The sequence below is a fragment of the Mangrovihabitans endophyticus genome (genome assembly GCF_014646155.1).
GTDB lineage: Bacteria > Actinomycetota > Actinomycetes > Mycobacteriales > Micromonosporaceae > Actinoplanes > Actinoplanes endophyticus.
The window spans coordinates 73,405-84,641 of sequence record NZ_BMMX01000001.1 but is presented as its reverse complement, the minus strand read 5'-3'; the positions used below and the strand labels follow the sequence as shown (position 1 = coordinate 84,641).

Annotated in this window: 11 protein-coding genes; all 11 read right to left on the bottom strand. The window is 71.3% G+C overall.

What is annotated here, in order from left to right; genetic code table 11:
• Positions 1 to 24: 24 nt before the first annotated feature.
• The gene (locus IEY73_RS00335) at positions 25 to 1,743 is read right to left on the bottom strand and encodes a MinD/ParA family ATP-binding protein (protein WP_189076986.1); all 1,719 of its coding nucleotides are present in this window, start codon (positions 1,741 to 1,743) and stop codon (positions 25 to 27) included.
• A gap of 398 nt (positions 1,744 to 2,141) precedes the next feature.
• A complete protein-coding gene (locus IEY73_RS00330) occupies positions 2,142 to 3,026 on the bottom strand; it encodes an RluA family pseudouridine synthase (protein WP_189077746.1) in 885 nt (294 codons plus the stop codon).
• A 38-nt stretch (positions 3,027 to 3,064) separates the two neighbouring features.
• Positions 3,065 to 3,736: a signal peptidase II gene (lspA, locus tag IEY73_RS00325; RefSeq protein ID WP_373292714.1), complete on the bottom strand. Its 672-nt coding sequence runs from the start codon at positions 3,734 to 3,736 to the stop codon at positions 3,065 to 3,067.
• Entirely contained in the window at positions 3,637 to 4,161 is a 525-nt protein-coding gene (locus IEY73_RS00320; protein ID WP_505744143.1) for a TraR/DksA family transcriptional regulator, read from the bottom strand. The genes lspA and IEY73_RS00320 overlap by 100 nt, the downstream gene beginning before the upstream one ends.
• A 366-nt stretch (positions 4,162 to 4,527) precedes the next feature.
• Positions 4,528 to 6,090, bottom strand: a complete 1,563-nt coding sequence (locus tag IEY73_RS00315; protein WP_189076984.1) for a potassium/proton antiporter — start codon at positions 6,088 to 6,090, stop codon at positions 4,528 to 4,530.
• A gap of 113 nt (positions 6,091 to 6,203) precedes the next feature.
• Entirely contained in the window at positions 6,204 to 7,052 is an 849-nt protein-coding gene (locus IEY73_RS00310; protein ID WP_189076983.1) for a hypothetical protein, read from the bottom strand.
• Between the two features lie 35 nt (positions 7,053 to 7,087).
• Positions 7,088 to 7,912: a DivIVA domain-containing protein gene (locus IEY73_RS00305; RefSeq protein WP_189076982.1), complete on the bottom strand. Its 825-nt coding sequence runs from the start codon at positions 7,910 to 7,912 to the stop codon at positions 7,088 to 7,090.
• 42 nt (positions 7,913 to 7,954) lie between these two features.
• Positions 7,955 to 8,263 carry a YggT family protein gene (locus IEY73_RS00300; protein ID WP_189076981.1) on the bottom strand — a complete coding sequence of 103 codons (309 nt, stop codon included), beginning with the start codon at positions 8,261 to 8,263 and terminating at the stop codon, positions 7,955 to 7,957.
• 30 nt (positions 8,264 to 8,293) lie between these two features.
• Positions 8,294 to 8,977, bottom strand: a complete 684-nt coding sequence (locus tag IEY73_RS00295; RefSeq protein ID WP_189076980.1) for a cell division protein SepF — start codon at positions 8,975 to 8,977, stop codon at positions 8,294 to 8,296.
• Between the two features lie 174 nt (positions 8,978 to 9,151).
• A complete protein-coding gene (locus IEY73_RS00290) occupies positions 9,152 to 9,868 on the bottom strand; it encodes a YggS family pyridoxal phosphate-dependent enzyme (protein WP_189076979.1) in 717 nt (238 codons plus the stop codon).
• A gap of 28 nt (positions 9,869 to 9,896) precedes the next feature.
• Complete coding sequence (ftsZ, locus tag IEY73_RS00285; protein WP_189076978.1) at positions 9,897 to 11,039, bottom strand: cell division protein FtsZ; 1,143 nt, start codon at positions 11,037 to 11,039, stop codon at positions 9,897 to 9,899.
• Positions 11,040 to 11,237: the final 198 nt, after the last annotated feature.

Below are 11,237 nucleotides of genomic sequence, written 5' to 3'. Positions count from 1 at the left end.
TCGCCGAGGCCGGCGGGCCGGCGGTTACTGGGCGAACGGCTCGATCATCGTCGACGCGGCACGCATCCACGCCTGCCGGGTCTCCGGCTGCAGATCGCCGTACTCGATCGACGAGCCGACTTCGAGCGCCGGATCGTACGGCACCACCACGACGTCGCGGGTGCGGGTGCGGAAGTGCTTGGTCAAATCGGGCAGCAGGGGCAGATCGCCGGGCGACGGGCAGGAGATCAACGTCACCGCGTTCGCCACCAGGTCCGCCATGCCGGTGTCGTTCAGCAGATCCAGCATCCAGTCCGCGGTGAACGCCGCGTCCTCGCGCGGCACGGTCGTGATGACGAGCTGGTCGGCCGCGCGCATCACCGTCTGCCAGTTGACGCTCTCCACGTTGTTGCCGGTGTCCACGCAGATCACGTCGTGGGTCCGGCGCAGCAGGTCCATCACCCGGCGCACGGTGTGCTGGTCGAGCCGCTGGGCGAAGCGCGGGTTCTCCTCACCGGCCAGCACGTCGTACGACCCGTCGGAGGCGTGCCGCAGGTACCCGTCGAGCTCCTGCAGCAGGGCGTCGCCGTGCAGATTCTCGATCTGCATCAGGGAGCTGAGCAGATGCCGGATCGTGCGGGCGTGCCGCGCACTGCCCGCACGCAGGCCGAGCGTGCCGCGCAGCTCGTTGTCGTCCCAGGCCAGCACGCCCCGGCCGCGGACGCTGCCGATGGTCGCCGCGGCCAGCACGGTCGCCGTGGTCTTGTGCACGCCGCCCTTCGGATTGGCGAATGCCAGCACCCGCGGCTTGCCCAGCTTGCGGCGCATGACCGCGATCGCCCGATCGGTGTCCTCCGGTGGGGCCTGCCGCCACTCGATGCGGGCCGCGGCCGGCGACATCGGGGCGGGGGCGGGCGCAGCCGACGGCGGGGCAGCCGACGGCGGGGCGGTCGCGGGCGGGGGCGGGGGCGGGAGCACCGAGGCGGATCCGACGGAGGCCGCCGCCCGCGCCGGCGGGGCCTGGCCCGAGCGCGACGGTGGCGGGGTGGACACCGGACGGCTGGGCGGGTTGAAGAAGTTGTGCGGCTGCTCCGGCTCGGGGCTGCGGGTGTGGAAGCCCTCCGCGAGGCGGGAGTGGCGGCGCTGCTCCAGCGGGTTCACCGGGCGCGATTCGGCCGGCGGGGGCGTGCCGTTGCGCTGGGACGTGCGGCGGTCCAGCGGGTTCACCGGCCGGCGGTCCAGCGGGTTCGCCGGGCGGGAGTCGAAATGCTGGTCCGGTGGCAGCCCGCGGGACGGCGGGACGGCGGCACCGTGCGGGTCGAGACCGCCGCGGGGATCAAAGCCTCGGGGGTCCGCACCGCGCTGATCAAGACCATGCTGATCAAGACCGCGCTGATCAAGACCACGCGGATCAAGACCACGCGGGTCGAGGCCCCGCGGATCCAAGCCCCGCTGGTCATAGCCGCGCTGGTCGTACCCGCGCTGATCCACACCGCGCTGATCCACACCGCGCTCGTCGTAGCCGCGGGGGTCATACGCCCCGGCGCGCTGATCCAGGGGGGCGCGCTGGTCCAGAGGGTTGGCCGGGCGGCGCTCCAACGGACGCGAGGGCGGGCGACGCGTGTCGGCCGGCTGCTCGTCGGTGGACGGACCATCGGCCGTCTCGTCAGCGCCGCGAGACCCGTGCCGCGCCCGGTCGAGCAGCGCCCGCCAGCGCGGGGCTGGTTCCGCAGGCCGGCCCCAGCCGGTCTCGGTCCCCTCCACGGCGCGTCCTCCCTGCTCTCCGCTCGACGTTCCGCTCCACGGGCACGTGTGCCCGGGAACAGGCTACGGAGGTGAACCCGGTTCGGGCCACTCCCCCCGAACGAACACCTCGCTCGGTCTCGGTGCCGGCCACAGACGGGCCGACCGACTATCAACGCGCGGGAACGCCGTCAGGATGCTCCCGAAGCCCCGGCGACGAGGCCCGGCGGGGTCGCGACTGGTGCAGAGCGTACGGCAGATCGGTCCTGGGACATCGGGGAAGAACGGGCGGACCTGTTGGCACGTTTATCGGGTGAGGCAGATGTCACAACGACCCCGGCCGATCAGGTTAGCCGCGTCGCACACTCCGGAGCAAGACCGGATGTGCCACCCCGTGGGCACATGATCACGGGGTGTGCTCAGCCCGCGTCGCGGAGCACGCGCAGCGCGTACTCCAAGTCCTCCGGATAGGCACTGGTGAACCGGACCTCGTCCGCCGTGCGCGGATGCCGGAAGGCCAGCTCCCGAGCGTGCAGCCACTGCCGCTGCAGCCGCACCCGGGCGGCCAGGGTGGGATCCGCGCCGTACGTCAGATCGCCGACGCACGGATGCCGCAGCGCGGAGAAGTGCACCCGGATCTGGTGGGTGCGTCCCGTCTCCAGTCGCACGTCCACCAGGCTGGCGGCGCGGAACGCCTCCAGGGTGTCGTAGTGCGTGACACTCGGCTTGCCGCCGGCCACCACGGCGTACCGGTAGTCGGCGCTGGGATGCCGGTCGATCGGCGCGTCCACGGTGCCCCGCAGCGGATCCAGGTGGCCCTGAACCACGGCGTGATAGCGCTTGTCCACCTCGCGCTCCTTGAAGGCACGCTTGAGCACCGAGTAGGCCGATTCGCTCTTGGCCACCACCATCAGTCCCGACGTGCCCACGTCGAGCCGGTGCACCACGCCCTGCCGCTCGGCCGCGCCACTGGTGGCGATCCGCTGACCCATGGCCGCCAGCCCGCCGATCACGGTCGGGCCGGTCCATCCCGGGCTGGGGTGCGCGGCCACCCCTACCGGCTTGTCCACCACCACGATGTCGTCGTCGTCGAACACGACGGACAGGCCGGGCACCGGTTCCGGCGCCGCGGTCACCGGCGCGGGGGGCGGCGGCAGCGTCACCTCCAGCCAGGAACCGGCCGCGACCTTGTCCGATTTGGGTCGCGGGAAGCCGTCCACCAGTGCGTCACCCGCCTCCACCAGGGCCGCGGCGGCGGTGCGGGACAGCCCGAACAACCGGGACACCGCCTGGTCGAGCCGCATGCCGTCGAGGCCGTCGGGCACCGGCAACGACCGTGCCGTCACGACGTCTCCTGCGCCGGCTTGCGAGCGGTGCGGGTGCCGTCGCGCTGTCGCCCGGCGAGTTCGAGCAGCACCGCCAGCGCCACGCCGACCGTCAGGCAACTGTCCGCGATGTTGAACACCGGGAACTTCTCCGCGTACGGCGCGAAGACGCTGATCATGTCCACCACGTGCCCGCGCATCGGGCCGGGCGCGCGGAACAGCCGGTCGATCAGGTTGCCGAGCGCCCCGCCGAGCACCAGTCCCAGGGCGATCGCCCAGGGCACCGAGCGCAGCCGCCGGGTCATCCACCCGATCCAGCCGATGACGGCAACGGTGATCAGCGGGAAGACCCACGTGTAACCGCTGCCCATGCTGAAGGCGGCGCCGCTGTTGCGCATCAGCGACAGATAAATCAGGCCACCCAGGATGCGCACCGGCTCACCCTCGGTCAGATGTTCCGTGGACAGATGCTTGACCACCTGGTCCAGCACCGTCGCAGCGACGGCCGTGCCGGCCAGCACCGACACGGCCGTACGCGTGAAGCCGGGCCGGCCGGACACCGCCGCCTCGCCCGGAGCCTCGTCGACGTTCAGCGCCGCTCCTCCAGTTGCTTGCAGGACACGCACAGTGTCGCGGAGGGGAACGCCGCCAGCCGCTCGACCGGGATGGCGTTGCCGCACCGTTCGCAATAACCGTAGTTGCCTTCGCCGAGCCGCTCGATGGCGCGCTCCACCTGTGTGATCCGTTCGAGCAGATTGTTCGCCAGGGTGATCTCCTGCTCACGCTCGAACGTCTTGGTGCCGGTGTCGGCCTGGTCGTCGCCGGCCGAATCGGTGAAGCGTTCCCGCTGCAGCTCGGTGATCTCACTCAACGTCTGGTCGTATTCCGCCTGCAACTCGTCGCGGCGCTGCGTGAGGGCCGACGTCAACTCCTCGATCTCCGCGGCGCTGCGGGCCCGCTTCTTGGCCGCGGCGGCGGATCCGGTCTCGGTTGTCTTGGCCATCGTCCCTCCCTGTGCCGCTGTTGGTGTGCGGCGATCGACGGTCTGCGGGACGCGGTGCGTGCGGCCGATGCCGGCCGTCCTCACCTGCCCTCCTCCTGAAGCTCCGGTCATGCCCGGAACCCCGTGGGGGCAACCGCGGCCGAGGTTCCGGCGCGGTCGCCTGGTGCTGGTGCGTGGTCGGTGCCCACGCGGTGGTGCTACCCCCTGCGCGCCGGTCCAAGCGCGCTCGCCGAAACCCCCTCCGACGTGCACCGCGCGGATGCCGGTGTGCCGCGCCGCCGGCGATGTCACCCACGCGTCCCTCCCGCGCAAACCGGCCCCACGTGCACAAACGGCGCGGTCATCCACGACCGCGCACTCCAGAGGGTGGCAAGGATACGGACTGTGAAGGGTCTGGACAACACGGCACTCCGCACCTATAGCCCGAAGGGGGCGTAAACCGTCGCGATCCACGGTCGGTTTGCCGACGCCCGCCCGTCATGATCTTTTGTCGGGCCGCCCGGAGGCGCGGCGGCGCCGGCGCGGGCGGCCCGGCGGCGCCTCGCGTCCGTCCTCACCGAACCAGCCGGCCAGCCGCCCGCGCCGGCTGATCGCCCGCATTCGCCGCTCCGCGAGGTCGCGGACCTGCGCGGTGGCGACGATCAGCAACGAGTCGCCGGTGCGCAGCCGGGTGTCCGGCCCGGGCACGAATCCGGCGCCGTCGCGGACCACCAGGGTCACCGACGCGCCGACCGGCAGGCGCAGCTCGTCGATGTGCACGCCGGACAGCCGCGACCCCTGGGCCACATCGAGTTGCAGCAGGTCCGCGTGCATGCGTTCGAGGGGTGCCGTCTCCACGTGAATTTCCGTCGCCTCGGTCGGGGCGGTGATGCCCAGCAGCCGAGCGACCTGCGCCAGGGTGCCCGCCTGAACCAGGGTGAAGACCACCACCAGCACGAACACCACGTTGAAGAGGCGGCCCGCGCCGGGTGCCGCCCGGGCCATCGGGATGGTGGCGAGCACGATCGGCACCGCCCCGCGCAGCCCGGCCCAGGACAGGAATGCCTGCCCGCGCCAGCCCAGCCCGCGGCCGGCGCGGCTCGGCAACGCCGAGATCCAGACCGACAGCGGGCGCGCCAGCAGCGCCAACGCACCCCCCACGACCAGCGCGGGCGCCCACGCGTCGCCCAATTCGCCCGGCGACACCAGCAGCCCCAGCAACACGAACAGGCCGATCTGCGCCACCCAGGCCAGCCCGTCGGCGAAGCCGAGGATCGCCCGCCGGTGCGGCAGCCGGGCGTTGCCCAGCACCACTCCGGCCACGTAGACCGCCAGGAACCCGGAGGCGTGCACCGCCGCGCCCGCCGCGTACGCGAGGACGGTGAGGGCGACAGCCGCGATCGGATAGAGACCAGCGGCGGGCAGCGCGGCCCGGCGCAGCAGCATCCGCCCGGCGCCGCCCACGAGCAGGCCCACGACCACGCCCGCGACCAGTTCGTACGCGACGATCACCGGCTCGTGCCACCAGGATCGCCCGGAGGCCTCGGCGGACAGCAGGACCACCAGCAGGACCACCGGGGCGTCGTTCATGCCGGACTCCGCCTCCAGGGTGGCCACCAGCCGGGGAGGCAGCCGCAGGCGCCGCAGCGTGGCGAAGACCGCCGCAGCGTCGGTGGAGCTCAGCACCGCGCCGTAGAGCAGCGCCAGCCGCCAGTCCAGATCGAGCGCCAGGTGCACGAGCACGCCGACGACCGCCACGCTGACCGCCACGCCCGCGGTCGCCAGCGTGGCGGACAGCGCGAGCACCGGACGCAGCGCACTCCACCGTGAGGTCAGACCACCCTCCGCGATGATCACGATGAGGGCGCAGAACCCGAGGGTGCGCGTCAGGTTGGCGTCGTCGAACGGGATGCCCAGCCCGGATTCGCCGATCACCACCCCGATCAGCAGATAGACCAGCAGGGACGGCAGACCCAGCCGGGTGGAGAGGCGGACCGCGGCCACCGCGACCAGCAGCACGGCCGTCCCGATCAGCAGGGCACGGTCGAGGTCTCCGGTCATCGCTGCCCGTCGGATGGGCGGCGGCGCATGCCGCGCTCGCTTCCGGCGGACGCGGATGCTCGCCGTATGACCATCCGCTCATTGTGCCGACCGGTCGCCGGGGCCGGGACGGCTCAGTGCCGACCGGCCTCCGCGGCGGACATCAACCGGTCCACCGGACGGCACAGGCCGCAGGGGCTGAATCCCAGTTCCACGGCTTCGGCCGCGGGCAGCGGCTCGCCGGCCCGGCCATCCAGGTGCGGACAACCGGCCACGTGGTATCGAGGACGCCCGTCGACGACCAGCACCTCGGCGTCCATCCGGGCCACCCGCACCGCGTCGTTGGGCTGCACCACCTGCGGCGACGGCTCGTCGTCCGGGTCTTCGCCGGTCACCGCCGCGAACTCTCCCGTGGTCGGAGAGGACGACGCGGCGCGACCCTCGTCGACGTTCTCACCCTCGGGTGACGGCTCGGCCTCCGCAGCGTCGGCGGTCGGCTCGTCGCTGCGGGCGGAACCGATGAATTCGGTCGCTCGTGCGTAGTCCGGCGCCGCCCGATCGGCGTCGGCACGACGATCGGCCTCATCCGGGTAATCATCACTATCGCCACTATCAGCGTCAGAGTGGGACAAATCGCCCGCAGGCTGATCCGTCTCAGCGATCGGCACCGCCTGCTCCGCGCCGACGCTCTCGTCGCCCCGGTAAGCGGCCGGATCGAACGACTGCGTGACGTCGGGTTCCCGCACCGCGGGCGGCGCCTCGTCCGCCGCGGGGAAGGTGGCGAACCCGTCCTCACCGGCGGGCGTCGGCGCGCTCCGCCGATCGCTCGCCGCAGCGGCCTGCCGGGCACCCACGACCAGCGCGACCGCGGCGAGCAGACTCGCCACGATCGAGCTGATCAGAAGAGCGCTGGAGCCGCCGGCCAAGCCGAGCACAAGCAAGCCCACCGCGACGAGGATGAGCAGCAAACTAACAACGATCATGGCTCATCCTCGCCGAGGTGCAGCCGGGCGCCGGATCAGCGACCGGACTCGATGGAGTTGGCGCGGCCACCGCCGTACGAGCCGGCGAGGCCCGCGGCGGCCAGACCGCCGGAGCCGCCGACGGCGCGGCCGGAGTCGGCCCGCGTCATCTCGGCCTCCAGGCCCTGCCCACGGCCGTCCAGGTCGCGTAGCTGGCTCTCCAGGTAGGCCTTCAGGCGCGTGCGGTACTCGCGCTCGAACTGCTTGAGCTCCTCGATGTGCTTCTGCAGCGCCGACCGCTTGGCGTCCAGGCCGCCCATGGCCTCCTGGTGCCGCTGACGCGCGTCGCGCTCCAGAGCATCCGCCTTGGCCCGCGCCTCGCGGGTGACCTCCTCGGCCTTGGAGCGCGCGTCGGACAGCAGCTTGTCGGCCTCGCGACGCGCGTCGGCGACGTGGTCGTCCGCGGTGCGCTGGGCCATCATCAGCACACGCAGCGCCTGCTGCTCACCGTCGCCGCCACCGGCCGCCGCGGCACCGGCGCCGACGCCCGGCCCCTGCGCACGCACCTGCTCAAGCTCGGCCTGCATCGACCGCGCGGCCTGCTCGGCCGCCGCCTTGTCACGCTGGACCCGGTCAAGCTGGGCCTTGATGTCGTTGAGCTCCGCCGCCAGACGCGGGTCGGCACCCGGACCGGCTGGTGCGCCACCCCGGCCGCCGCGCTCCACCTGGGCACGCAGCTCGTTGTTCTCCTCGATCAGACGGGCGAGCTCGCGCTCGACCTCATCCAGGAAGGCGTCGACCTCCTCCTCGTCATACCCCCGCTTGCCGATCGGGGGCTTCTTGAAGGCGACGTTGTGCACGTCGGCCGGGGTCAGCGGCATCGAAACTCCTCGGGTCAGTTGCGGCCGCGTGGGGCGAGTCCGTCAGACGCTGAAGGCGATGATCAGACGCGCTAACACGAAGTTCAAAAGCACGAACAGAATAACCAGCAGAACCAGGGATGCCAGGTCCAAGCTCACGTTACCAATTCGCAGTGGCGGGATCACACGCCTCAACGCCTTCAGGGGTGGATCAGTGACGCTCCACACCGATTCCAGCGCAGCGGACGCACCCCGTCCCGGTTGCCACCGGCGGCCGTACTGCAACACCGCGCCCAGCACGAACCGGGCGAGCAACGTCAGGAAGAAGACGTAGACCAGCAAGTAGAGGATTTGGAAGACGATCGACAGCACGTTCGGCGGATCCCTCGTTCGGGTCAACTCTTACTTGAAGAAACCGCCCTCAGCGATCTTGGCCTTGTCCTCCGCGGTGACCTGGACATTTGCCGGCGAGAGCAGGAACACCCGGTTGGTCACGCGCTCGATCGTACCGCGTAGACCGAACGCCAGACCGGCCGCGAAGTCGACCAGGCGACGCGCGTCACCCTCATCCATCTCGGTGAGGTTGATGATCACCGGCACACCGTCGCGGAAGTGCTCGCCGATGGTTCGCGCCTCCCGGTACGTGGTGGGGTGCAGCGTGGTGATCTGATAGCGCTGTTCCTCCTCCGGCAGCCGCGGATGCGGCTGGACCTGCGGAGCCAGTGCCAGGTTGTCACGCGTCTGGTAGCCATGGGCGCTCGACGAGTCGCCGGGAGTCGTCCGGGTGATCGACCGCACGCTGCCGGCACGCTCCGCGCGCTCGCGCTCCTCCTCGCGTTCCAGCGCGGCCGCCGCCCGCTCCAGCCGGCCGCTGCCCCGGTCGGAGGTGCGGGCGCGCGGCAGCGACGGCGCCTCCTCGACGTCGTCGTCCTCGTCTGCGAAGTCGTCGGCGTAGCGATATCCAGCATCCCGGTCACGGTCACGGTCACGGTAGCCGTTGTCGCGGTATCCCCGGTCGTCGTAGCCGCGGTCGTCGTCCTCCTCGACGAGGCCCAGCCAGACCCCCGCCTTGCGAAGAGCGCTCATGCAGTCACCATCTCCTCCGCTGTGCGGCCCGCGCCCCCTCGGCGTGCCGCGTCCCCCCTTGGCCCGATCCCGGGAGGCCCGGAACCGCAGCGACGCCGTGCCGTCGGGCGCGCTGGCCGGGAAAGGCACGACGCGCGTGAACAACACCTATGTAGTTTGCTGCCCGCCGCAAGGCTACCGCAGCGTCTTTCGCATCCCGAGCAAAGAAGTGCCGATCCGCACGTGTGTCGCTCCGTGCGCAACGGCCTGTTCCAAGTCCCCACTCATGCCCGCGGAGATCGCGTCGGCGCCCGGATGATGCCCGTTCAGTCGCGAAGCCACATCATGCAGAATCGCAAATGCGCGATCCGGATCCGCATTCATCGGCGCTACCGCCATGACACCGCGCAGACGCAAGGTCTCCGATGCGGCGACCGCCTCCGCCACCCGCCAGAGATCACGCTCCGGGTCCGCGCCGTCGATCACCGCGCCGCCCCGCTGCGCGTCGCCGTCCAGGCTTACCTGCACCAGCACGTCGAGCGGTGTGGTCCGGTGTCGTCCGGCCGCACGGTCCAGCGCACCCGCCAACCGGACCGAGTCCACGGACTGCACCACATCGGCGTACCGCACCACCGAGCCGGCCTTGTTGCGTTGCAACCGGCCGACATAGTGCCAGCGCAGCGGCGCGGTGACCGCCGACCACTTGGCGGCGGCCTCCTGATCCTTGTTCTCCCCGACGTCGGTGACGCCGAGTTCGGCGAGCGCCTGGACGTCCGCGGCGGGATAGTTCTTGGTCACCGCCACCAGCGTGACGTCGTCCGGCCGACGGCCGGCGTCCGCGCAGGCACGAGCGATCCGCCGCCGCACCGCGTCGAGTGCGGCGGCGAGCTGCGCGCGCCGTTCGTCAGTCACCGGCCGTGCCGAATCCCGCCGGTGCGGTTCAGGAGCCGTTCTTCAGGAAGTCCGGCACGTCCACGTCGTCGAACAGCACCCGGCGCGGCGGCGGCGTGGCCGGCGCGGCGGACGTGGGCGCCGGGCTGACCGGCGGCGCCGCCGGGCTCGCCGGCGCGGTCGCCGGTGGCGCCGACGCCTGCTGCACGACCTTGCGTCCCTGCTCCACGGGCTTGTACGACGGAGCACCGCCGTCGAATCCCGCCGCGATCACGGTGACCCGCACCTCGTCGCCGAGGGCGTCGTCGATGACCGCGCCGAAGATGATGTTCGCGTCCGGGTGCGCCGCATCCGTGACGAGCTGCGCGGCGTCGTTGATCTCGAACAGGCCCAGGTCGGAACCGCCGGCGATGGACAGCAGCACACCCCGCGCACCGTCCATGCTCTGCTCCAGCAGCGGACTGGAGATCGCCCGCTCCGCGGCTTCCACCGCGCGGTTGTCGCCGCGCGCGCTGCCGATGCCCATGAGCGCGCTGCCCGCGCCGCTCATCACGCTCTTCACGTCGGCGAAGTCCAGGTTGATCAGACCCGGCGTGGTGATCAGGTCGGTGATGCCCTGCACACCGGAGAGCAGCACCTGGTCGGCCTGGCGGAAGGCGTCCATCATGCTGATGCCGCGGTCCCCCAGCGCCAGCAACCGGTCGTTGGGAATGACGATCAGCGTGTCGCACTGGTTACGCAGCTCGTCGATCCCCGTCTCGGCCTGCACCTGCCGCCGCTTGCCCTCGAACGAGAACGGCCGGGTGACCACGCCGATGGTGAGTGCACCCAGCTTGCGGGCGATGTTGGCGACCACCGGGGCACCGCCGGTGCCGGTGCCACCGCCCTCACCGCACGTCACGAACACCATGTCGGCGCCCTTGAGCACCTCTTCGATCTCGTCGCGATGGTCCTCGGCGGCGTTCTTGCCGACTTCCGGCTGCGCGCCGGCGCCCAGCCCACGGGTCAGTTCCCGGCCGACGTCAAGCTTCACGTCGGCGTCGCTCATCAGCAGCGCCTGGGCATCCGTGTTGATCGCGATGAATTCGACTCCCTTGAGCCCAACCTCGATCATGCGGTTCACGGCGTTCACACCGCCACCACCGATGCCGACGACCTTGATGACCGCAAGATAATTGTGCGGAGGTGTCAACGGGCTCAGCCTTCCCTTCCGGGGTTGGCGACCGCCGAAGGCCCCTGCGGATCCGATCGGGAACCGCACTTCGACAGCCGCTGCCGTACAAGGGAGGGCGAGGAAACCCTCACCCTCTACTAGAGGCTTAGGTTTATGTCAACCATCTGGCCTCTGGGGCAACGTAAGCGGCCACCAGGCCACATCCAAGGACCTACG

What these genes read in the sequence shown, in the direction of transcription:
- IEY73_RS00315 (WP_189076984.1), bottom strand. Translation starts at nt 6,090, where the DNA reads ATGACCGGAGACCTCGACCGTGCCCTGCTGATCGGGACGGCCGTGCTG.
- IEY73_RS00305 (WP_189076982.1), bottom strand. Translation starts at nt 7,912, where the DNA reads ATGCCGCTGACCCCGGCCGACGTGCACAACGTCGCCTTCAAGAAGCCC.
- IEY73_RS00320 (WP_505744143.1), bottom strand. Translation starts at nt 4,161, where the DNA reads ATGACCGGAGCTTCAGGAGGAGGGCAGGTGAGGACGGCCGGCATCGGC.
- IEY73_RS00295 (WP_189076980.1), bottom strand. Translation starts at nt 8,977, where the DNA reads ATGAGCGCTCTTCGCAAGGCGGGGGTCTGGCTGGGCCTCGTCGAGGAG.
- IEY73_RS00330 (WP_189077746.1), bottom strand. Translation starts at nt 3,026, where the DNA reads ATGCGGCTCGACCAGGCGGTGTCCCGGTTGTTCGGGCTGTCCCGCACC.
- IEY73_RS00310 (WP_189076983.1), bottom strand. Translation starts at nt 7,052, where the DNA reads ATGATCGTTGTTAGTTTGCTGCTCATCCTCGTCGCGGTGGGCTTGCTT.